Raw genomic sequence first — 23,261 nt, forward strand, 5'->3', positions numbered from 1 at the left:
TGATGGGGAGGTGAAAGAGATGGATAGTCATAGCACATACTTGTTATATACGTTACTCGTTTTGAAAAAATATAGTCATAGTGAAAAGTTATTAGGAATAGCAGATATTATGGAGTATATACAAGAAGATTTTGAGTTGGAAAAAAAGCTCGATCGGCGGACTGTGTCGAAACATTTAAAGATTTTGAATCAATTGCATATACATAGCGAAGATTTAAAAGAACCTATTTTCCCATATGAACTTATACAAGAAGGGCGTAAATATTATTTGCGCAGTAATTTTGAACAGTCTGAAGTGAAGATGCTTTGTGATGCGGTCGCTTCCTCTCGCTTCATTCCGAAAGTGTATAGTGAGCAACTCATTCAGAAGCTCGGTGCACTCGTCGGTCAAAATTACACAGCGAAATATGCCACTCGTATTCAATTTAAAGACCATGAAGAAAAAGAATATAATGCAAGTTTATTTTACAATATTGAACAAGTGTCTGAAGCGATTGAACGAGGACATGCGATTGAATTTGATTATTACAAATACAATTTAAATAAAGAGTTGATTCCGTTTAATGGGACAGATTGTGATCGTCGTAAAGTGTATCCGTACTATTTAATTTGGACATTGAATCATTATTACGTCATGTGCCGTTATGAAGATTATGAAAAAGATTATTTTTTACGTTTAGATAAAATGAAAAATATTGACATTTTAAAACAGAAGGTTGACCCGTTGCCGGCAGACTTTGATATTCATACGTACACGCGCAATCAAGTGTTCATGTTCGGTGGAACATCTGAGCCGATTCGTTTTCGTTGTAAAATTTCAATATTAGGTCCTGTCATCGACTTTTTCGGAGAGGATGTTGAAATTCGTTCGCTCGACGAGGAACATTTCCAAGTGCGCATCGAAACGAGTCAGCAAAGTATTTTTTATTGGCTCGTTCAATATGCAGGGTCGATTGACCAAATTGAACCTGTTGAATTGCGCGAACGTTATATCGAGCAACTGAAGACCGCTCTTCATATGAATGAAGAAGGAGCGGAGTAAATGAAAAGAAATCAGCAAAAAATGGGGCGAGTGTCTCGATTTATCGGGATGCTTAGTTTGATGATTGCGGGGATTCTGTATTTTACACCGCTTCCGCTTGAACAAAAGATGGACGTTTGGACTGTCGCTTTGCCACTCGGTTTAGTCAGCATCCTCTTCGGGAATTATTATATGAAGCAAGCGAGTGCACACGTTCAAGAAGAGTATGGCCCGTTCGATATCGCGTCACTGTCCGAGCTCATTTTTATCCCGAAAATGCAATGGACGCGCGAATGGCTCAATGTGGATGCGGACGGTCGTATTTTATTTACGATTCGTGTAGCGGGTTCTACGTCATCGAAAGGGTTGCGAAGCTTTTCAGATGCAGCGGAACGAGGATTATTCGTTCCTGTCACGTATGAAATCGTCGATGAAACAGGTGTCGTCGCAGCCTTCCGCATGTCTCAAAATGTGAAGCAAGCCGAGGTCGAAATATTCGATGCTGAAGGAGAATTGCTCGGGACGTACGATGAAAATGTGATGGATAGTTTATTAAAAAAGCAAGGACAGCTCGTTTGCTTAGGAGAAGTGTTGGCGGAAGTGAAAGAAAAGTCTGCTGCTGGAGATATCGATTTGCGAAAGCCGGATGGAACTTTTATTGCACAACACCGATACGGACGTTTCAAACATGCGATCAAACCAGCATTTGAGTCTTATTCAGAAGTATATTATGTCACGCTTAATGAAGCGCTCGCTGCGGAAGAAAAATGGTGTGTCGTCGCATTATTTAGCAGCTTTTACATTCGCAGTGCAAAATGAGGAGGAATGAAGTGAGACGTTTAATCGGAGTACTAGTATTAAGTGTCGTACTCGTCGCTTGTGGGAACAGTGATGAGTTTATGAAAGTGAATGATGATTTAATTGAACATGTCGGTATCCCGTACGATGCGATTTGGGTGGAGCTTGATCAAATCGAACAAGATGTTGAAGCGGGCCTCGTCACGTCTGAAATGTTCGAAAGTCGTGTGGAAGATTTGTATGAAGAGAGTAAGGCAATCGTCGCTTATGCCGAAGCGTATGAACAGCCGAAAGATAAAGACGCGCAACAATTGTTGAAACATATTCAAGAAAATGCGCAAGTGAAACAACAATATATCGACGCTGTACAAAGCTATTTGCAATGGTTAAATACAGTGCCTGAAGATGAAGAAGAAATTGTAACCGAGACTTGGGAATATGAAGACCGTATTGAATCGTCTCGACAAGCGTTAATCGACAGCGATGAAAAAGTACAAACGTTCATCGATTCAGTGATCGGTCAATAAGCAAACCCCGTACTCCGACGTTTAATCGTTCGGTACGGGGGTTGCTGCATTTAATCTCCGTTCGCTGTTCGGTGTATTCGAGAATACCTTCATTGTATAAGTCGCCAGCTCCGCGTGTTCCAGCGGAAGGTTCCGCCACTTTCTTCGCATAAGCTTCGCGATCTTCTAACCATTGACGCTGTTGTTGTAACGCTTGAAAGTCCGCTTTAGGCAGTTGCTGTTTCAAAATGTTATAAATGTGATTGAGCTGTGCGTCGACTTTTGTGGAATGTTCTAATTGCACTTCACGATACTTGAATAAATCGCTACTGCTCGTCTCTAATGCAGCATACGCTTGTTCAGCAGTTTGGCGCGCTTCTTTTAATCGTTTCATTTGCTCTTTTGTCGATAAAAGAGCGCTTGGTTGTTGTTCTTCTTTCGGCAGTTCCTCCTGTTTTGGAGTTGTCGCTTCTTTTTCATTGACTTCTTCTGACGGTTCGGAAGTCTTTTGTTCATTTTCTTTTTCTTCACCCATTGTAGATTGTACTTTTGTCGCTTCATTTGTTGGAGAAGAACAGGCGACGAGTAGTAGGGCAAGTAAGCTGATGCTCATTATTTTTTTCATCTTTTATTTCCCTCCCTTTCGACATTTTCCATGAAATGGATAGCGATTTCAAGGGAAGACGAGCAACACGTGAATAAAAGCTACTTTCTCTTCACGCGTTGCTCTTTTTTGCCTATGAAATGTGCAATATTTTTAATGAGAGAGAAGTACGCTTTAATTGCCTGAATATTTGTCGATCCATTCTTCAATGCGCCACGTCGTATATTCTAAAAGGGCACCGTTATAAATGTCATTCGCTGCTGTGCCGCCTTCCGCAATTTTCGCTTGAGATTCAGCGTACGCATCGCGATCTTTAATCCATTGACGTTGCGTCTGTTGTAACGCTTTAAACTCTGCATCAGGCAAGTTTTGGCGAAGCACTTGGTAAATACCATTTAATTGCGCGTCAACTTTTTGATAATGTTCGTATTGAATTTCGCGGTAGTCTGCCATCGAAGCACTTGAAGGAAGGGCGTCATATTGTTCGCTCGCCCAACGTTCCGCATCGTCTAGTAAACGTTGTTGTTCAGGTCGTGATAAATACGATTTCGGTTTTTCGACAGGTTTTGGTGTCGGTGATACTGCGACAGGTTTCGGTTGTTCTACTGGTAATGTTGCTATTTTTGCTTCTGCAATTGTTTGTAATTTCGGATGTTGAATCGCTTCTAGCTGTTTTTTCGCCTCGTCATATTGCTCCATTTCGAGTGATTTTTCCGCTTCAATCAATTGAGTTAATTGTTCGATCCACGTTTCAGTTTCAGCGCTCGGCTTCGCTTCATGTGCTTTTTCGAAAGCGTTGCGCGCGGCATACCAATCTTCATTTTCGAGTGCTTTCATAGCCATTTCTTTTTCAGCCATTGCGTCCACAGTGACTTCTTCTTCGACTGGCGTTGAAACTTTTGTCGCTTCGTTCGTCGCATTGGAACAAGCACTGAGAACGAGTAAACTAGCGATAATCCACTCTTTTTTTAACATATGTCCCCACCTCTTTAGTTCTAATTTCTTATTCTCTTTACATTATACGATAATTTCCAAAAAAGAATAGACACGAAAAAGAGTTATGTTATAATTTAGTCTAGTAAAGCACTAAAGTATAAAGGGGGAATTAAAATGAATGCTGTATTAATTAGTGTCATCGTCATGCTCGTTTTAAGTTTATTGCGAGTTAATGTCATTTTCTCACTCATCTTCGCATCATTAACAGCTGGACTCGTTGCGGGAATCCCAATTAGTGACGCGACGACATTGATGGTGAATGGAATGGGAGATAAGTCAGGAACGGCACTCAGCTACGTCTTACTCGGGATGTTTGCGGTCATGATTGGACTGTCTGGCATTATGTCGCTGCTCGTTCAATTTTTAAGAAAAGTGTTTCCGAATCGTCGTTTTGCACTCATTTTAATGCTTGCGTTCATTGCGAGTTTTTCACAAAACTTAATTCCCGTTCATATCGCATTCATTCCGATTTTAATTCCGCCATTACTTCACGTATTCAATGAGATGAAAATTGATCGTCGTGCAGTAGCGAGCGCTTTAACATTCGGCTTGAAGTTTCCGTATATTACAATCCCTGTCGGTTACGGACTTCTGTATCAAACTTTAATTAAAGAAGCGATGGATGAGAATGGAATGCCAATTGCGAAGTCGACAGTTTCCGTTGCGATGTTATTTCCTGGAGCGGCGATGATCATCGGTTTGTTTATCGCTGTATTTATTACGTATCGCAAGCAAGTAGAACCTAAAGAGCCGATTCGTAAATTAGAACAGCCTGAAGCGGTGGAGAAATGGAATATTCATCATACGTTGACGATTCTTGCGATTATCGGGGCACTCACTGTACAAATTTGGCAAGATTCGCTCATTTTAGGGGCGCTTACAGGTATTATCATTTTATTTATCGCACAAGTTGTACCGGCTGCGCGTGGGGATGAAGTCGTCCAAGAAGGGATTGCGATGATGGGCTTTATCGCTTTCGTCATGCTCATTGCAGGTGGATATGCGAACGTTTTGAAAGAGACGGGACATGTGAACGAGCTCGTTGAATGGACGTTAACGATTACAGGAACGTCGCCATTTATTATCGCTTTTTTCTTATTATCGATTGGTCTCATCATCACGCTCGGAATCGGTTCGTCGTTTGCGACAATTCCAATTTTAGCGACATTGTACATTCCGGTCTTTTTAGAAGCGGGAATTTCGGTTACACTAGCGGCTGTTTTAATCGGTACTGCTTCTGCGCTAGGAGATGCGGGTTCACCAGCGAGTGACTCGACGCTTGGACCGACAGCTGGATTGAATGCTGACGGAACCCATCACCACATATGGGATACATGTGTCCCGACTTTCGTACATTACAATATTCCACTCTTCTTAATTGGACTCGTAGCGGCAGTCGTTTTAGGGTAATATTTGAAATGGAAGCAGAACCGTGTGAAAATATGAAGAGAGAGTGAGAAGGGGATGAAGAAATGATTGAATATGTTAATTTGGACATTTTTAAAAGTAAGGCGGATGCGATCGTCAATCCTGTCAATACGGTCGGTGTAATGGGTGCAGGACTTGCGAAATTGTTCGCAGAGCGTTATCCGAAGATGGAAGAAGAGTACGTGCAATTGTGCGAAGAGGGCGATTTACGTGTCGGCATGTTGCATTGGTATGAATCGGATGATTATTGGCTCGTCAATTTTCCGACGAAAGCGCATTATCAAAATTTGTCGAAACTTGCGTACATCGAAGCGGGATTGAAAACATTTGTCGCGACTTACGAAAACTATCCGATTCAATCAATTTCATTTCCTCAATTAGGATCGGGCTTAGGAGGCCTCGTCTGGGAAGATGTGCGTCAATTGATGGAGCGTTACTTACAAGATCTCCCTTTACATATTTATATTCACGTTCCGCCATTTCACGATGCGTAATATTGAAGGGGCGTACGGCACGAATCAAAATTGGCTTGCGACATATGGGGAAACGACGCCATTTTGGGCAGCGCGTGCTTGTGGTGTTGCGGCAGCTACGAATGTTTTATTGCAAGAAGAGCGAGTGACTGAGCGACAAGCGGCTGTTCGCATGGGAGCTGTATTTCGTCAAATGAAGCCGAAATGGTGGGGGATGCCTTCGATGCATAGTTGGTTGCGTCATATGCAAAAACTCGCACATTCGCAAGGCTGTAGACTCCACATGAGCAAACCTCATCATACGGATGAACGAGCGTTGCGCCAGTTTATCGAATATAGTTTAGCGCGAGGACAATTTGTCGTCGTTCTCCATTGGTGGCATCCGATTAAAATGCTGCGCTACCATTGGGTGACGATCACAGCCTCCAATGAACGAGGTTTAACGATATCGAGTTGGGGAAAACGTTACACGTTTACGTGGGAAGAATGGTTCAGACGATCATTTCATGCAAAGTACGTCGGGTTAAAACTCATTGATATATTATGATTTTTCACTCATAATAAAAAGCAGACCCTATTCGGAGAGAACTGAGAGGGAAATGATTTAAAGGAGACAGGACTTATATGGAATTACAACGTGCCAAAATTATTAATCCAGTCGACCCGAACCGTGCGACGAAATTATTCGGTGGAGAAGCTTCAGGAATTTTGAATTGGAATGACTTGAAATATCCGCACTTTTACGAACTTCGAGAAGAAGTACGTGCGAACTTTTGGATTGCAGCAGAAGTCGATATGAGCGCGGATGGTCGAGTATTTCCAACGTATGCGCACCGCGATGCTGTGCTCGAAACACTCGCGCTACTTGCGCACCATAACGAACAACAAATCGATCTCTCATCGCTCGTAGCGGATTATACGACAGACCCGTCTGTCACGAGTGTGTTTGCGACGATGTACGACCAAAACAGTGAGCATAACCATGCGCTCAACTATGCGATCGGCCATTTAGCAGGTGAAGAAGAACAAGCAGAAGTGTTACGCGTTGACAATGACGTCCTTTCAAAACGTCGTCTCCGCGCAAAAGAACAGTATGAAAAGCTGCAAAAAGAACCGACAGAACGTCACATTTTAGAAGCGCTCGCTTACTTAGCGGTATTTAAAGGAATGCAATATTACACACGTTTCGTCACGACGTATGAAATGACAGAGCGTGGCGAAATGAAGTCAGTGAGTGAACTCGTCGGTCTCATCCATCGCGACCGCCTCGCGCAGTTGAAATTTATCGGCGAACTGTTCCGTACAGCGCTTCAAGAGAGTGGTATCGACAAATTAGACATCCACCCGTACGTAAAAGAACTCATTCGTGAAGAAGTCGAATTAGAAAAAGACGACGTTGCACGAGAAGATTTAGAGTCATATATTCGTTACCGTGCGAATCGTGTTTGTCGGGTACTTGGGGTTACGGAAATGTATCAAGAAACATCGAATCCACTCGCTTGGATCGATAAGTATACGACATTCGAATCGACAGACGAAGCACCGAAGCAAGAAAGTGTCGGCTTCGACTTAGACGGCTTTGACGATTTGTAATATGTAAAACGAAAAAACTTCCTCCTTTTTTATTTAGGAGGAAGTTTTTTATTATTTTTGCAAATGATCGTGTGCGACTGGAATATTTAATTTTTCAAGGTGTTTACGCATTGCATATGTAATGAGTTGTAATGTGCGAACGCGCGCATAGCGTTTTTGATTACCTTCGACGATGTACCAAGGAGCATTTTTGGTATTCGTTTTCGCAAACATATCGTCTACAGCTTCTTCATACGCATCCCATTGTTCGCGGTTGCGCCAATCTTCTTCTGTTAATTTCCAACGACGGAAGGGATCTTCTTCACGGCTCTTAAAACGTGCGAGTTGTTCTTCTTTACTCACATGGAACCAAAACTTCAAAACGAGGAACTTTTCGTCTGTTAACATTTTTTCGAAATCGTTAATTTGTCCATATGCACGTTGCCATTCATCCTCTGTTGCGAAACCTTCGATGCGCTCGACGAGAACACGGCCGTACCAAGAACGGTCGAAAATCGCGATTCCACCGTAACGTGGTAAATTGCGCCAAAAGCGTTGTAAATAATGTTGACTCTTTTCTTCAGTCGTCGGTGCAGCGGTCGGATGCACTTTGTAACCGCGTGGGTCGAGTCGCTCTGTTAAACGTTTAATCGCTCCACCTTTTCCTGCTGCGTCCCATCCTTCAAAAGCGAATACTGCAGGAATATCGTTTAAATAAAACGTCTGTTGTAATTTGAGTAATTCGAATTGGTAATGTTTCAACTGTGCTTTATACTCTTTTTTTGATAACTTTTTTGATAAATCTACATCTTGTAATGTTAAATGCATGTTAAAAACCTCCATGTTGTATTTGTCATATGTTGAAAAATCGATTATGATTTGTAACAACCCATTCAGGGTATATGTAAGGCGTTATGAATTGAGGAAGGTGCTAACTATGTCTCACAAAATCAGTATTATCGACATCGGATCCAATACGATTCGACTCGTCATTTATGAAAAAAGACAAGACCGATACAGTTATGAATGTATCGAGAACATTAAAGAAACCGCTCGACTCCGCTCACGTTTTGATAAAGAGGGAAATTTATCCGAAGAAGGAATAAATATCCTCGTCTCTACATTACATGAATTCATGAAAATCGTCGACCATTATGGTGCGGATGAATGTGTAGCGGTTGCGACTGCTTCTCTGCGACTCGCAGAAAATTGCGACGATGTACTCGCTCGTGTGAAAGCGGAAACAAATATTGAAATCCGTTTGCTTAGTGATTACGAAGAAGCGTACTACGGATATTTCGCCGTTCATCATTCCATTAGCTTGCAAGAAGCTGTGACGATTGATATAGGTGGGGGCAGTACGGAAATTACGTATTTCAAAGATGGCAAAATGAAAAATTATCATAGTTTTCATTTTGGAGCGCTCTCTTTAAAAATGGAATATATTTCAGATGAAATGCTCACAGCGAAAGAACAGAAGCGTATGAAACAATTTTTAGCTGAACAGTTTGCTTCACTTGACTGGTTACAAAACTTGCAAGTACCTGTCATCGCAATCGGTGGCAGTGCTCGAAATATCGGTCGTGTATATCAACAAATTGTCGACTACCCACTCGACGAACTTCACCATTACGAAATGACCGTTAAGCAATTGCGTAAAGTAGAAGAAGTCATTTCCGAGCAAAGCTTATCCAGTTTGCAGAAGATGGACGTCATCGATAAAGAACGAGCAGATACGTTACAACCTGCAATCGCAACATTTATCGCATTGTGTGAAACGGTCGGTACGTCGACGTGGATCATTAGTAATCGCGGGCTACGTGATGGTCTCCTTTACGAAATGCAAGGGAAGACAGAAGAGCAAAGTGATGAATTAATTGAAGAGAGTTTGTATGAATTGAAAAGTCGCTTCTATATTGGGAACCAACAAGAAGATGACTTACGTCGACTTGCTCTACAACTATTCCATGAGGTTAATCACCTACGTCCCGTCTTCGATTCTTCAGATGAACGTTTGCTGAGACTTGCTACGCCAATTTTCAACTTAGGTAAAAAAGCGGATGCTGAAACGAGTAACATGACTTTCTTCCTCGTTTCACATTATACACTACTTGGCTTGTCACAAAAAGAGCGAATTGCGATTGCGCTCATTGCCTCGTTTAAAAATCGTAGGCTTTTCAATCAATATGCAGAACCGTTCTCCCCATGGTTTACAGAAGAAGAGCTCCACCGTTATGCAGCGCTCGGTGCGATTTTGAAAGTGGCACAAACGTTAGACCGTACGAAAACATCCCACGTTAAAATGATTATCATTAGTGAGCCGAAAGAATCACAATGGGAAGCTAAAATTATTTATGAATGTTCCATCATGGCGGAAAAATATCATTTTAACAGACAGAAAAAACATTTAGAAAAACAATTTAACGTAGTAATCTCCCCGAATTTTGTAGAAAAGTTGTAATTTACAAGAAATTTACGAAAATTCACAGAAATGAAATAGATTCTTTGGTACTATATTGTTATACTAAAGAATAGGAAATTATTTGAATTTTAAATAAAGGAGAGCGATGACGTGGAAACGACACAATTAACGAATGAGAAACAAGAACTTGTAAAAGTGGAAGAAGAGGTTGACTTAAATAACACGCTTTATTACAATAACCGCGAAATTAGTTGGTTAAATTTTAACTTGCGCGTATTGGAAGAAGCGATGGATGAACGCAATGCTTTTTTAGAACGTTTGAAGTTTTTAGCGATTTACGAATCGAACTTAGATGAGTTTTTCATGGTGCGTGTAGCGAGCTTGTTCGACCAAATTCATGCGGGATACAACATTCCAGAAAACAAAGCAGGAATGACACCGCGAGCACAGTTGAATGCGATCTCAGATGTGTTACATAAACATGTCGAAATCCAAAACGATACGTACTTATCTTTAGTACCGAAGTTGAAAGATTACAACATTCACGTTTTGAAAATGGAAGAACTGGAGAAGGAAGATGTGCGCTATTTAGAGCAACATTTCGATGAGCATATTTTCCCTGTACTCACGCCGATGGTCATCGATGCGCATCGTCCGTTTCCGAAATTGTTAAATAAATCGTTAAACTTAGCGATTACAGTTGGAAACAAACCGTCTAAAAAACAAGGAGATGCGACAGATGATGAGAAGTTATCGATCGTCCAAGTTCCTTCTGTATTGAAACGTTACATCGAAATTCCAGCAGAAGATGAGACGGAAACGAAGCGCGTTTTCGTGTTGTTGGAAGATATTCTTAGTCATTTCATTCATAAATTGTTTAAAGGTTTCCAAGTAACGTCTGTCACAGCTTTCCGTATTACACGCAATGCAGACTTGACGATTCACGAAGAAGGAGCGCAAGACTTACTCGCAGAAATCGAACAAGAATTGCGCAAACGTCAATGGGGCGCGGCAGTTCGTCTTGAAATTCAAGGAGATAATAAAAATGATACGATCGTCAACTTCTTAATTGAGAAATTAGAAGTTGAGCGTAAACATACGTATTTTTATGAAGCGCCACTCGATTTGACATTTTTATTCTCGTTTTACGGCGCGTTAAAAGAGACGCATCCGACATTGGCAGACGCACCGCACCCACCGCAAGTGCCACAAGATTTAGTAGCGGGCCAAAACGTGCTTGATGCAGCGCTTGAAGAAGATTTATTACTTCACCATCCGTATGAATCGTTCGATCCGGTCGTCGAATTGATTGCACGTGCAGCGGAACATCCTGACGTATTAGCGATTAAACAAACGCTTTATCGTGTCAGCGGAAATTCACCGATTATTAAAAGTTTAAAACGCGCAGCGGAAAACGGCAAACAAGTGACGGTATTACTTGAGTTAAAAGCGCGCTTCGATGAAGAAAATAACGTCCAATGGGCACGCGAACTTGAAAAAGCTGGGTGTCACGTCATTTACGGCATTATTTACTTAAAGACGCACAGTAAAATTTCATTGATCGTTCGCCGTCGCAACAATAAAATTGAGCGCTTCGTGCACCTCGGAACAGGGAACTACAACGACGCGACAGCACGTATTTACACAGATCTCGGACTCATCACAACGAATGAAGAGATCGGGGAAGATGCGACGAACTTCTTCAACCATTTAAGTGGCTATATGAAGAAACCGAAATACAATCATTTAATCGTTTCACCACTCGACATTCGTAAAAAGTTTATCGAACTGATGGAAAAAGAGATAGAACATCATAAAAAGCATGGCAATGGACATATCATAGCGAAAATGAACTCACTGTCCGACAAGGCGCTCATTATGAAAATGTACGAAGCATCACGCGCAGGAGTGAAAATTGATTTGATTGTGCGAGGCATTTGTTGCTTGCGTCCAGGCATTCCGGGCATTAGTGAAAACATTACTGTTCGCAGTATCGTCGGTCGTTTCCTCGAACATACGCGCATTTTCTATTTCCATAACAATGGGGATGAGAAAGTGTACTTATCTTCAGCGGACATGATGACACGCAACATGGACCGTCGTGTTGAAATTTTGTTCCCGATTTTAAAACCGCATTTACGCGACCGCATTATCGACTGGCTCGACCTCATCTGGTCAGACAACGTAAAAGCGCGTGAGCAAGCGGCAGATGGCACGTATCATTACGTTCCACGCAAAGCAGGAGAGCAAGTGATCAATAGCCAAGAAGTATTGTACGACCGCGCAAAACGCAACGCGACTGCATCTTCGCAAGCATTGACAGATATTCGTAAAAATAAAGTGAAGAGCCCGTTTTGAAAAGCTCTGCATTGGCTAAAAAATTGGCTAATGCGAAGGCGAACAGCTCGCATTGAATAAAAAAAGTCGCAATTCCCTCATTTTAGTAAATAAATGGGGGGTTGCGATTTTTTTGCGTCTGACGTGTTACAATAAATAGGCCGAAAGATTGAGTACATTATTATGTCTCATTCATTCGATATACTAATAAAAAGGAGTTGAAAACAATGGAAAAAAGCGTAAAAGATGAAAAACGAGCACATGTATTTTTAAAAGATTACTTATACCATTATTTAAGGAAAGAAGGGTTGATCAATTTAATTGTTGCGACAGGTGGAACAATTCAAGGTTTTTCAAAAAATAAATATATAAAAGCACCAGAACCAATTATTCGGAAAGCTGCCCGTGACCAAATTCGGCATATGAAAAGTTCATATGCGTATTTAGAAAAAATATCAGAGTCGGAGATGGAGAAATATGCCGAACTGACAGTGGATGAATTTTTTACAAAATTGAACATGGCAGAAGATATGAAAGATGATGAAAAGCTCATTTTATTTTTTATGAAATATCCAGAACTATTCGAGGAAAAGCGGGAGGTCATCGATGCGAACATGAAGGCAAAGCGCCCACCGTTAGAAAACATAGTTCAAGTGGAAAATAAAGAAATTTTACAAATGGTCTCCAATATTAACGACAATCAATTAAAGAACAAAGTCGACCGTTTTTATGAATTGTATTTACAAGAGGAGGAAGAAGAGGAAGCAGCAGAAGAAGATGTCAAAATGACAATATCTGAACTATTAGAAACCGCTTACTCACCAGGGGAAGGCCATTATATTCGAGCATTTTATTACGATTATGATGAATTGTTATTAGAGGAGGAAGCGGATCGAGAAGCCTTTTATCGTTTATTGTTAACAGACCTTGTGACACTCGCACTAACCGAACGCTTTGAGTCGAAGCACAAGTTTTTGGATGTATTACAAGAGTTGAAAGATGCTTTGGAAAGCTCTGAACAGCTAGAAGTACAATTAGAAAAGAAGGAAAAAGAAGCGAAACAACTGGCGACAGAATTACAAAAATTAAAAGAAATTGAACGAGCGCATGATGTGTTAGAAGAAGAAGTTGAACAATTGAGAGAGCAGTTACGCCAATCATCAATCCGCTTAATTGAACGAGACCATTTATATGTCGTAACGAATCGTCCGAAAGAACAGTGGACATCGTATGTCGACCCGTCTCAAATTTTGCATTATGAAACGTATGATGAGTTAAACCGACTATTGGAAGAGGCGGATGAGCAGGCGGTTTATTTCATCGACCAACACTGTTTATCTTCGAAACAAATGTTTGAAGTAGAGCACCGAGCGCAGTCTGTGATGATGCGATTTATTAGTGGCTCATTCCCTGCGATGGTGCGTACGATTATTTATTATTTGGAGAGTGAATTGCGTTATGAAACTATTAAAAAAGATTAATCCAACGATAGAAAAACAAGCACAGGAACTATTATATGTAGGCCGTTTAGCGACAACAGAAGATATGGCAAGTATGATTGAACGAGATCCGATTTATTTTAAAGATATGCATGAAACGGTCATTCAATTTCATATTAAATGCTTATCTCCCATTCCGAGCGAAATATCTTCCTGCTTTGAATACAATCATCGCGTCATCACCGGGAACACGATTAGTTATAATAATACCGACATGTTGAATGCGTGGTTTAATCTCGACAAACTCGCCCATACTGAAAAAATTAAAACACTTCGTGAAGGATTGGAAAATAAATTAATCGCTTTTCGTCTCAATGAAAATTATCGTTCTGAAATGATTTTTGCGGAATTGTATATGATTGAAGATTGTGAACCTGCCGACAGTTATCAAGTCATTCCGGGTCCTGAGATGAAATTAGGAGAAGGGAAAAAAGAATTTGAAACGATTTTATTAGAACAAAAACCATTTACATTAAAAGAGTATCCGAAACTTTGTCCGCCTGCTCCGTACATATATGCAGAAGGCACAATTTATCAGACAGAGTTGAAACAGACGCTCAATGCGACGACCTATTTATCCAATGAAGAGTCACATATTTGGTATACGGAAGAACTGGCGGAGTCATTCCAACAGATGGTTGACTTACGCATTAATCAAGCGCTTTATTTTATTCCGCAGTCTAATTACGAGCAACTCGTGGAACAATTTGAAAAGAACAAGAAAAATTTACGTCAACAGCGAACATCATCGTCAAATGTTGTCGAATTCAGTTCGTCTCCTAAGAGTGTAGCTGTTGAAAAAACAGTGCCGCAACGTCCAGTTCATATCGTCAGTGCCGCAGCGAAAGAAGATGAGTTAGCATTTATTCAACAGTTGCAAAAGAATGCGACAAATCGAGGCTTGTATTGGACAGAAGAAGATCTTTTGTCATTCCATATTAGCGCGAAGACGAATTTACTGACGGTACTCGGTGGGATGTCAGGAACGGGAAAATCACAAATGGCGAAACTGTACGGGGAGACTTTGAATTTAACGTATGATGAGCGATTATTACTCGTCCCGATTTCACCTTCGTATCACGAGCCGAGTGATGTGCTCGGATATTTCAATCCGACGACAGGGCAATATTATGAAAGTGAGACAGGACTCGTCCGCTTACTCATGCGAGCAGAGCGTCATTCCGAAGAGCTTCACTTAGTCATTTTTGACGAGATGAACTTATCTCAAGTGGAGCACTGGTTTAGTCCGTTTATTTCGCTATTAGAAATCGAAGAAGACAATCGTTATTTAACATTGTATCAGCCGATGGAAGATCAACCATGTGCGACACATCCATCCCGTATTCATATCGGTTCGAATGTTATTTTTGTCGGAACGGTAAACTTTGATGAGACGACGAAAGAATTTTCGGATCGTCTATTAGACCGAACGAATATGATCGTCCCTCAAAAACTTTCATTCCAAGAAGCCTTTTTATTGGCGGAACAAGTAGCGAATTATCCAACGTTTACTGCGATGGAAGTAACGACATCTCGCTATCGAAATGATTGGAGAACGCAAGTACAACATCCATTAACTTTATTGTTGGAAGATGAAGTCCAACTATTAGACTTAATGCACGAGCTCATGAGCGAACAAGATGAAAATCGTGGAATCTCGTTCCGAACGGTGTTAGGAATGGCACAATTTTTAGCGAATATTCCGATTGTGGAAGATGAGCCGATTCTTTCTCGTGCCCGCGCTTTTGATTTGCAAGTGAGTCAACGTATTTTACCGAAAGTGAATGGTTTAGCGTCCTATGTCGAACCACTCGTCGGATATGTGGAAGGAGACGACTACTATTCTGGGCTATTAACTGAATTATTCGAAACAGAACAAGCTCAAAATATATCAACTTTTGAAAAAACGATAGCGGAGCTTCAAAGTAAAGCGAAAGAGTTGATGTTGTATGGCTATGCAAAATAGTGCACTCCCTTTTGAGTTAAACATTCTCGAAGGAAAAGGACAGCGCAAAATTCCGATCACGACGTTGAGTGAAACGAGATGGGAAGATCGGCAACATACGTATGAAGTAGAAGAGCTCGTAATGATTACGCTTCAATTAACAAGCAGTGCGCAACCTCTTCATATTACGTGGGGGATGCTCGGAAAAGGAAAGGAAGAGGGTTTGCGACGCTTCCAGATGGAACAAGGGGAAGAGGAAGTTTTATTCGGAGCGACACGCAATGAACGATATCCGTGGCGTTGCGGTTCATACTCATTTGAAATATCAGACGGAGAGAAACGTTGGTATGGGACATTTCGAGTGCGGCCGAAAACGCTTAATTTAAAGCAATATGAACAAATGAATCAATGTATTGAGTCTTCTATCGAAGGACTCGTGACGGATGCACATTTTCGGAAAATAGGTCGACGCACAGCTGAAAAACCAAATGGAGAACATACAAATTGGTCATTTTTCCAATGGTTTGAACAAAATCAGCACGCTCTTTTTCAAGTCATTTACCAAATCGAACGTGTGAGTGAACAGAGGCTTACTCGATACTACGTGCTCGAACAACAACCGAAAAAGCAAGATGCGCGCAGTGCGCGTTATACGCAATCACCGAAAGGGAAACTTGCCCCGCAATCACGCTACTATAACCGTAAGTTTAAGATTAATCCGAATGATGAAGCGAATCGCTACGTGAAATATCAGTTGCGCCAATTGTTCGCTCAATTGCAAGCGGTGCACGATATGTTAGTCGTCGAAGTTCATCGTCGCGAAGCGCAAAGTGAAAGGATTGAAATGAAAGTGAGTCAATTAAAAGAACGTAAACGTCGACTCACTCGCAATGAACGTGTATCAGCAAAAGAAATTATTCGTTCTGACAAAACGTACGAAACGAATCGCATTGAACAACAGCAATGGGAAGAGGAAAGCGAGCTTTTCTCTCGTTATTTAATGGACGTGACACGCTCCTTACATCGTTTGCAACAACTGCTTCATTCTCCTTTTTGGCGTCTCGTTGACGAAGCGATTCCGAGGACGATTCGCTTGCATCGAGAAGCAGCTTACCAACAGTTTCATCAATTACTTATGCAGCGTCCTTCTGCGACAAAGCAAAGAAGAAGAGGGTATCAAGCCGTCGTGAAGCCGACTGCTCTGTTATATGAGTATTATATGTATTTCCATACGATTGCTCTTCTTCAACAGTTAGATTTTATATTAGAGCAATCTTTGGAAGAACAGTTAGCGCAGTATGTGATGGCTGAAGGTTTACAAGAAGGAGCGAAAGTGGTCTTGACGAAAGGCGACCGCCGTGTTGTCGTAACGTATGATGAAATGATTGCGGACGATGAGAAAGATGCTTTGCGTGAAAGCAGTCATTTCTTTAGCGGAGGGACGCATCGTAAGCCTGATATTCGACTGGATGAAGAACGAATGCGCGAAGGTGAATGGACTTATCGTTCATCCTTCATCATTGAAGTGAAATATCGTCCGTTAAACAATTTATATGTCGAGACAGGAAAGACCGATCCGATGCGTCAAATGTGTGAATACTGGATGATTAAACATGTGAGAAAAGCAGAAGGCAAGACGAAATTTACGCATCATGCGGTTCGTGATGTGATTTGCGTCTATCCAGGAGAAACAGAAGAACCGTATACACTAGAAACAGGTGACGGAACATTTTTGAAGTATCATCCACATCCTGAACAAGAAGGGGCTCTAGCTGTCGGAACTGATGAACTAATAGAACGGTTGGAACAGTGGTTATATGATTAAAAAACGCATGACATTTGTCTCGTTTGGCAGTGTCATGCGTTTTCATTTAGTTAATTCCTCTAATGTCAGCGATTTTCCAGCGTTTTCCGTCTAACTGATAACGGAAGCGGTACTCGGAATATCCATGCCAATCGCTATACGTTGAATACTCGACATAAACATAATCTCCTGCAGGCGAAACATCACCGTAGCGCATAAATTTTAAAGGATCATATTGGCCTGGAATAATTTCCATGTCGCACCCATAACAAATTTGGCCGTTCGCGTAATATTTTGCGTAATCACTGAGCACAGGGTTCATTAAATAATGAGACAACGTATTCATATACGGCTGTAAAGTAGGAGACCCATCTTCAAATGCTTGAATAATAGTACCGACTACTTTATCGATATAAGCTTGACCGTTCACTTGCGTTTCCATATGATCAATTGTCGCTTGTCTTTGGTTCGCGGTCTCTTTCGTTTTTTCGTCTGCCATACGTTGTGCTTCATCTAAAATTGCTTGTTGTTCACGTTTTAATGAATCGAGCTGTTCTGCTTTTAAGTTCGTCGCTTCATTCGTTAATAAATGTTCGATTTGCTCGAATCGTTTCCCATCGTCTTCAATCGCGAGCGCTTCTGCGACGAGGTCAGGTTCTTCTAATGCTTGTGCAATTTGTTGACGCTCTTTTTTTCCGATATTTTGATGAATGGTCGGATTGAGTACGGTAGCTGGTCGTTTTTGAAGTTCTTCAAAGAAAAGTTGTGCTTCTTCCCAACGTTCTTCTTCGATTAACTGTTGCCCTTCAAGCATCGCTTTCGTCCAGTTCATCCATTCCTTCACTTCGTCAGTATTTTTTTCAGACAGTGCTTTTTCAAACATCGTTAGAGCGACACGATATTCACCTGCTGCAAACTGTTCTTCGCCTGTTTCAATCATCGATTTATACGTCGATGATTGACAGGCTGTTAATAATAAAATGAGTGCGAATAAAAAGAGTTTCCTCATTAGAAAATCCCCCCAGTTATATAGTCCTTTTATCATGCACGAAAAGAGTAGGAAAGTAAATACAAATATGAAATTGTTCTTCAAAAAATGCCAAATGATACGATAGTAAAGGAAAGGAGAGAACGATGATGTATGAAAAAATAATAGAAACCCCGATTGGTCCATGGGTCGTCCAAACGTTAGAGCGTAAAATTACGTGGCTCGCCCCGATTGACATGCCGAGAGTGAAGCAAATTTCTCAAAACGCTGCGATTTTACAATTAGCTGAACAGCAAGTGCTCAGTTATTTTGCAGGGGAGCGTATGGAATTTGAGCTCGCTTCGGCCTTCGAATTAACCGATATTCAAGCGGATATTTTTGAAGCGATTATGCTCATTCCGTACGGTGAAACACGAACAATTCAACAAGTTGCCGCTTTTATTGAAAAGCCCGAAGCGGTACAGGCGGTGAAACGTGCCCTATTACATAATGGATTGTGGCTCATCGTTCCAACACATCGCGTCGTAGATGATGGGCAGGAAGTGTTTTCTGGAGCACGCGCAATCGAACAACAGTTACTCCGTCATGAACGCGATTATCGCATATTGTAAAAAACCCGTAAACTTCGTGTGGCGCGAAGTTACGGGATTTTTTTATTGAAGAGAAGAAGCCGTTTGTGTTTTATTTTTTAAAGAGACGTGCTTTCTTTTCTCATGTTGCAATAAATAGCGCTGATATAAGTTATTCGCAATGATCATCGCAGATACGATGAGTACACCTGCAATTTCATAGAAGCTCACCGTATATCCTTGTAGGACGCGGATGATAATTGTCGTTACTGGTGCGACGTTAATGAATAAAATCGCATTGATCGGTTTTAAAATAACGACCGCTTGGTTCCAGAAAATTAAAGCGAGTAAACCTGGGATGAAAATCATGAATAACATATGATAACGAACCGTGTACACTTCCGCAATCGTCGGGACGTCTATCCAACCGACGATGCTAGAAAGAATGACAACGACTGTCGCTGTAAGTGTTCCGTACAAGACGCTCAATGCCGAGTAACGGAGAACCGTCCAACGAGGGAACACACTTCCACCGATCGTATAAAATGCCCAACCGCCCGCTGCGATTAATAAAATGATGAACGGGATGAGACGGCCTGGTCCGAACAATGATAAGAAGTCACCGTTCGTCACGACGAGCAACACACCGACGAACGCGCCGACGACTGTAAACATCGTGAAAGTGTGAGGGCGTTGTTTATATAAGCCCCAAACGATCAATACCGAAATAATTGGTGCGAGAGATTCCATAATCGAAGCGAGGACGACGCCTGAATCGCCAAGCATATTTTGTCCCCAGAAAATGAACAAATTATAGACGGTGAAGCCCATCGTTCCGAAAAACCAAATCCGGAATCCATTTCCTTCTGTTTTGAAAGCTTCTTTTCCTTCCACCATCCAAAGCGAAATGCTTAAAATGAGGGCAACAGGTAAATACCGAATAATTGTGAAATAAAACGGGTCAATGTGTAAAAACGCGTCGTTCGCAACGGGGAACATCGCGCCCCAAGAAGCGCTGGCAATGATCGCTAAAAGTGCTCCTACAAAAATATTGTTACGCATTTTATCTATCTCCTATCTCGAATGGATATGTTCAACTTACTTTCTATTTAACAATATTCTTCATATCGTGTAAAATGATTGTTAAAGATATTACATATCTCAAAGTGAGATATCTAGGAGGAGTTCACGTGAACATTCGAGATTTACGTATATTTCAAGAAGTGGCGAACTGCGGCAGTATTAACCAAGCGGCACATCGTTTAAACTACGCGCAATCGAATATTACATCCCGCATTCAAAAATTAGAAAAAGATCTAAATGTACAACTTTTTCGCCGACATCCGAAAGGGGTTTCATTGACGAATGAAGGAAAGGCACTCATTCCGTACGTGCAACAAATGATTTCGCTATCCGAAAAAATGCAAATGATCGCGTCGAATCAAGATTTAGTCGGAGGAGAGTTGAAAATCGCGTCTGTCGAAACGGTAATTGAATTGCCGTTAATATTAGCGACGTACATTAAACGTTACGAACAAGTCGACCTTACGTTATCGACAGGGGTGACAGCACAACTGCGTGATGAAGTGCTCGATTATAAATTGGACGGGGCTTTCGTGACGAAAAGCAATATGATCAACGACCCGCAATTAGAACAAGTGGAAGTGTTCGATGAGAAACTTGTCATCATTTCGAATAAAAAAGACCGCTCTCTCGATGAAATTATGCAAGAACCGATCATTCGTTTCAGTGAAGGGTGTATGTACCGTGCGAAGTTGAATGAATGGTTTTTTGACCAAGGGGAAGTACCGAGCAAAACGATGGAACTCGGAACGCTTGAAACGATGATTAACTCGGTTATTTCAGGGCTCGGCATCGCCTACATTCCGTATGAAGTAGCGGAACGATATATCGAAGATGGCTATTTGTATTATTACGAGTTACCGAAACAATATAGTAAAATCTCAACGGTATTCATTTATCGGAAATCTCAATACGTCACACCTGCTCTGCAAAAATTAATTGAAACGATCGATGAAATTCGCGAACGTCTTCTCACCTCTCAACAACCGTTGAAATTATCCGATATTACGGAGGGGTGAGAATATGAAAATTATGCCACATGTGCCATTAGGACGAGGAGAGAGTCGAGTAGAACAAACTCGCTCGCGCACAGAAGTTTCTTTTCATGAAACGTTACAAACGCGCTTAACAACGAAGGGGAATGCTGTCGATCCGTCGACTGCAACACGTCAAGTGAATGCGATGTCAGCGGAAGAAAAGAAGCGACTGATCGCTTATTATCAGGAGTTGCTTCAACAATTATTGCTCCTTGCGGCGACAGAACCGAATATGCCAGGTGTTCAAGAGCGCATTCAAGAAGTGCGTGATGAATTGGACGCTTTAATGGGTGGAGGCGCAGGAGAAGCGCTCATCGGCTCATAAAAAAACGCTTCCTCGTAAAAAATACGGGGAAGCGTTTTATTTTGTTAATCGAAAAGAACGAAAGGTTGCACACGCCTGTGTGTCGCGATACTCATGATGAGAAAGGCGAGTAACGAGAACAAAATCGGCAAAGTGACCGAATGCATGCCGAATACGTGTGGCCACCAAATCGAAATGGCGATGTAAGACGTCATCCCGACAACCATGGAAGCGAGCGCGCCGTACTTGTTCGCCCCTTTCCAATATAGGCCGAACACGACGGACCAGACGAATGCCGCTTCCAGTCCACCGAATGCGAATAAATTGAGCCAGACGATTAAGCTCGGCGGATTCATCGCAAATAAAACGACAGCGAGCCCGATGATGCTCGTCGTCCAGAAGCTGACTCGTTTAATCGACGTTTCGGATGCTTCTGGTTTGACGTAATTTAAATAAATGTCTTTCACGACGGTCGAGCTGACGAGAATGAGTAAAGCATTCACGGTCGACATCGTCGCAGCCATCGGAGCGGCGAGGACGAATCCCGCAACAAATGGAGGGAGTACTTCCAATGTTAAAAGAGGCATCACTTTGTCTCCGATTTCAATGCCAGGCAAAATCGGACGTGCGAACACTCCGATTAAATGCATGCCGAACATAATCGTTCCAATCGCAATCGTTCCGATAATGATCGCTCGGTGCATACTTTTCGAGTCTTTATAACTCATCGCACGCACCGCAATTTGAGGAAGCCCGACAACGCCAATCCCGATTAAAATCCAAAACGTGGAGACATATAACGGGGTTAAATCTCCCTCCGCTCCGAACGGCGTAATGAGCTGAGGGTTTTCAGCGACGAGCGAAGCCATAATCGCTTCAATACCACCACCTGCGATGATCGTCCCGACGAGTAAAATAATCGTCCCAATCACCATGATCGATCCTTGCACCGCATCTGTTAAAGCGACTGCGCGGAACCCGCCGATAATGACGTAAATGAGGACGCTCGCTGCGAAAATGAACAATGCGGTCGTGTATGAAAGACCAGTGAGCGACTCGATTAAACGAGCGCCTCCGACCCATTGTGCCGTCATCGAAGAAAATAAGAAAATAATAATTGCAAGCGCAGAAAGTAGCACAATCGCATCGCTTTGATAACGAATTTTCAAAAAGTCGATGAGCGTAATCGTATTAAATTTGCGCGCGATAATCGCGAACTTTTTGCCGAGCACCATTAAGACGAAATAGCCCGCAGGTAACTGCGCCATCGCCAGCAATACCCAGCCGAGTCCTTTCGTATAGGCGACACCAGGTCCTCCGATAAAACTCGAAGCGCTCCCATATGTTGCAATCATCGTCATCGCGAGTAAAAACCCACCCATTTCCCGACCGCCTAAAAAGTATTCTTGTAAAAAAGAATCGCTTTGGCGCAATCGCGTATTCGCCCAAATACCAATCATAAAAATAAGGATTAAAAAGAGGACGAGTGGAAGGATGACTTGCCAATGAATCATAATTTTTCCTCCTCATCGTCAAACGGTACGTCTTTGAAGTAACGTTTTAAGACGAAAATAATGAGCGCAATCATAAAGACGGTACCTGCCATCGTGCTATAAAAAAACCAAGCAGGGAAGCCGAGCACATATGTATAATTTTTAGGATCGGTACTTCCGAGTCCGTATGCGAAGCCGAACCAAATCGCAAAGTTAATGATGACAAGTCCAACGCCGATCAATGCTTCGCGATTCGCGATACGAAAACGTTGATCTTTCATATGGATAACCTCCTCTTATATGAATCTGTTTTCCATTGTACGCATGTCGCACAAGAATGAAAAGAGGAAAAAGACGTTCCGCACGTATTTTAGCGAAACGT

The 23,261-nt window shown here is 41.8% G+C and carries 22 protein-coding genes; 15 read left to right on the forward strand and 7 right to left on the reverse strand.

What is annotated here, in order from left to right:
* Positions 1-19: 19 nt before the first annotated feature.
* From ACFQ0V_RS07820 to ACFQ0V_RS07830, 3 genes are read left to right on the forward strand one after another with little or no spacing between them, the layout of a single operon-like run.
* On the forward strand, positions 20-1,042 hold the full coding sequence (locus ACFQ0V_RS07820) for a helix-turn-helix transcriptional regulator (RefSeq protein WP_381011950.1): 1,023 nt from the start codon (positions 20-22) through the stop codon (positions 1,040-1,042).
* The gene (locus ACFQ0V_RS07825) at positions 1,043-1,840 is read left to right on the forward strand and encodes a hypothetical protein (protein ID WP_381011953.1); all 798 of its coding nucleotides are present in this window, start codon (positions 1,043-1,045) and stop codon (positions 1,838-1,840) included.
* Positions 1,841-1,851: 11 nt separating this feature from the next.
* A complete protein-coding gene (locus tag ACFQ0V_RS07830; protein WP_381011955.1) occupies positions 1,852-2,346 on the forward strand; it encodes a hypothetical protein in 495 nt (164 codons plus the stop codon).
* Here ACFQ0V_RS07830 and ACFQ0V_RS07835 read toward each other — a convergent pair.
* Positions 2,321-2,950: a lysozyme inhibitor LprI family protein gene (locus ACFQ0V_RS07835; protein WP_381011956.1), complete on the reverse strand. Its 630-nt coding sequence runs from the start codon at positions 2,948-2,950 to the stop codon at positions 2,321-2,323. The genes ACFQ0V_RS07830 and ACFQ0V_RS07835 overlap by 26 nt on opposite strands.
* A 153-nt stretch (positions 2,951-3,103) precedes the next feature.
* Entirely contained in the window at positions 3,104-3,904 is an 801-nt protein-coding gene (locus ACFQ0V_RS07840) for a lysozyme inhibitor LprI family protein (RefSeq protein ID WP_381011957.1), read from the reverse strand.
* 135 nt (positions 3,905-4,039) lie between these two features.
* Between ACFQ0V_RS07840 and ACFQ0V_RS07845 the strand changes: the two genes are divergently transcribed.
* From ACFQ0V_RS07845 to ACFQ0V_RS07860, 4 genes are all read left to right on the forward strand, one after another.
* A complete protein-coding gene (locus ACFQ0V_RS07845; RefSeq protein ID WP_381011959.1) occupies positions 4,040-5,335 on the forward strand; it encodes a Na+/H+ antiporter family protein in 1,296 nt (431 codons plus the stop codon).
* Positions 5,336-5,397: 62 nt separating this feature from the next.
* The gene (locus ACFQ0V_RS07850; protein ID WP_381011962.1) at positions 5,398-5,847 is read left to right on the forward strand and encodes a macro domain-containing protein; all 450 of its coding nucleotides are present in this window, start codon (positions 5,398-5,400) and stop codon (positions 5,845-5,847) included.
* Positions 5,840-6,373 (forward strand): hypothetical protein, encoded by a 534-nt coding sequence (locus ACFQ0V_RS07855; protein ID WP_381011965.1) that lies wholly within the window; start codon positions 5,840-5,842, stop codon positions 6,371-6,373. Before ACFQ0V_RS07850 ends, ACFQ0V_RS07855 begins: the two co-directional genes overlap by 8 nt.
* Before the next feature lie 77 nt (positions 6,374-6,450).
* Positions 6,451-7,419, forward strand: a complete 969-nt coding sequence (locus ACFQ0V_RS07860) for a ribonucleotide-diphosphate reductase subunit beta (RefSeq protein ID WP_381011968.1) — start codon at positions 6,451-6,453, stop codon at positions 7,417-7,419.
* 51 nt (positions 7,420-7,470) lie between these two features.
* On the opposite strand, the gene ACFQ0V_RS07865 is transcribed toward ACFQ0V_RS07860, so the two are convergent.
* Positions 7,471-8,226 (reverse strand): polyphosphate kinase 2 family protein, encoded by a 756-nt coding sequence (locus ACFQ0V_RS07865; protein ID WP_381011971.1) that lies wholly within the window; start codon positions 8,224-8,226, stop codon positions 7,471-7,473.
* Positions 8,227-8,335: 109 nt separating this feature from the next.
* Here ACFQ0V_RS07865 and ACFQ0V_RS07870 point away from each other — a divergent pair, with 109 nt between their 5' ends.
* The 5 genes from ACFQ0V_RS07870 to ACFQ0V_RS07890 all read left to right on the forward strand — a co-directional run bounded on the left by ACFQ0V_RS07870 (position 8,336) and on the right by ACFQ0V_RS07890 (position 17,426).
* Entirely contained in the window at positions 8,336-9,859 is a 1,524-nt protein-coding gene (locus ACFQ0V_RS07870; protein ID WP_381011973.1) for a Ppx/GppA phosphatase family protein, read from the forward strand.
* Positions 9,860-9,970: 111 nt separating this feature from the next.
* Positions 9,971-12,178 carry an RNA degradosome polyphosphate kinase gene (locus ACFQ0V_RS07875; protein WP_381011976.1) on the forward strand — a complete coding sequence of 736 codons (2,208 nt, stop codon included), beginning with the start codon at positions 9,971-9,973 and terminating at the stop codon, positions 12,176-12,178.
* Between the two features lie 206 nt (positions 12,179-12,384).
* Positions 12,385-13,638 carry a hypothetical protein gene (locus ACFQ0V_RS07880; RefSeq protein WP_381011979.1) on the forward strand — a complete coding sequence of 418 codons (1,254 nt, stop codon included), beginning with the start codon at positions 12,385-12,387 and terminating at the stop codon, positions 13,636-13,638.
* The gene (locus tag ACFQ0V_RS07885; protein WP_381011982.1) at positions 13,616-15,622 is read left to right on the forward strand and encodes an McrB family protein; all 2,007 of its coding nucleotides are present in this window, start codon (positions 13,616-13,618) and stop codon (positions 15,620-15,622) included. Before ACFQ0V_RS07880 ends, ACFQ0V_RS07885 begins: the two co-directional genes overlap by 23 nt.
* Positions 15,606-17,426, forward strand: coding sequence for a hypothetical protein (locus ACFQ0V_RS07890; protein WP_381011984.1), 1,821 nt, complete (start codon positions 15,606-15,608; stop codon positions 17,424-17,426). Before ACFQ0V_RS07885 ends, ACFQ0V_RS07890 begins: the two co-directional genes overlap by 17 nt.
* Positions 17,427-17,472: 46 nt before the next feature.
* Here ACFQ0V_RS07890 and ACFQ0V_RS07895 read toward each other — a convergent pair whose 3' ends face one another.
* A complete protein-coding gene (locus ACFQ0V_RS07895) occupies positions 17,473-18,414 on the reverse strand; it encodes a hypothetical protein (protein WP_381011987.1) in 942 nt (313 codons plus the stop codon).
* A gap of 128 nt (positions 18,415-18,542) precedes the next feature.
* Here ACFQ0V_RS07895 and ACFQ0V_RS07900 point away from each other — a divergent pair, with 128 nt between their 5' ends.
* On the forward strand, positions 18,543-19,004 hold the full coding sequence (locus tag ACFQ0V_RS07900; protein ID WP_381011990.1) for a methylated-DNA--[protein]-cysteine S-methyltransferase: 462 nt from the start codon (positions 18,543-18,545) through the stop codon (positions 19,002-19,004).
* 42 nt (positions 19,005-19,046) lie between these two features.
* Here the strand turns inward: ACFQ0V_RS07900 and ACFQ0V_RS07905 are convergent, their stop codons facing one another.
* Entirely contained in the window at positions 19,047-20,024 is a 978-nt protein-coding gene (locus ACFQ0V_RS07905) for a DMT family transporter (RefSeq protein WP_381011993.1), read from the reverse strand.
* 128 nt (positions 20,025-20,152) lie between these two features.
* Between ACFQ0V_RS07905 and ACFQ0V_RS07910 the strand changes: the two genes are divergently transcribed.
* On the forward strand, positions 20,153-21,064 hold the full coding sequence (locus ACFQ0V_RS07910) for a LysR family transcriptional regulator (RefSeq protein ID WP_381011996.1): 912 nt from the start codon (positions 20,153-20,155) through the stop codon (positions 21,062-21,064).
* 4 nt (positions 21,065-21,068) lie between these two features.
* Entirely contained in the window at positions 21,069-21,407 is a 339-nt protein-coding gene (locus ACFQ0V_RS07915) for a hypothetical protein (protein WP_381011998.1), read from the forward strand.
* A 44-nt stretch (positions 21,408-21,451) separates the two neighbouring features.
* Here ACFQ0V_RS07915 and panF read toward each other — a convergent pair whose 3' ends face one another.
* Together panF and ACFQ0V_RS07925 are read right to left on the reverse strand one after the other, a co-directional pair.
* The gene (panF, locus tag ACFQ0V_RS07920) at positions 21,452-22,897 is read right to left on the reverse strand and encodes a sodium/pantothenate symporter (protein ID WP_381012067.1); all 1,446 of its coding nucleotides are present in this window, start codon (positions 22,895-22,897) and stop codon (positions 21,452-21,454) included.
* Positions 22,897-23,160: a YhdT family protein gene (locus ACFQ0V_RS07925; RefSeq protein ID WP_381012001.1), complete on the reverse strand. Its 264-nt coding sequence runs from the start codon at positions 23,158-23,160 to the stop codon at positions 22,897-22,899. The genes panF and ACFQ0V_RS07925 overlap by 1 nt, the downstream gene beginning before the upstream one ends.
* Positions 23,161-23,261 lie beyond the last annotated feature (101 nt).

It is taken from the genome of Savagea faecisuis, from assembly GCF_042675605.1.
GTDB lineage: Bacteria > Bacillota > Bacilli > Bacillales_A > Planococcaceae > Savagea > Savagea faecisuis.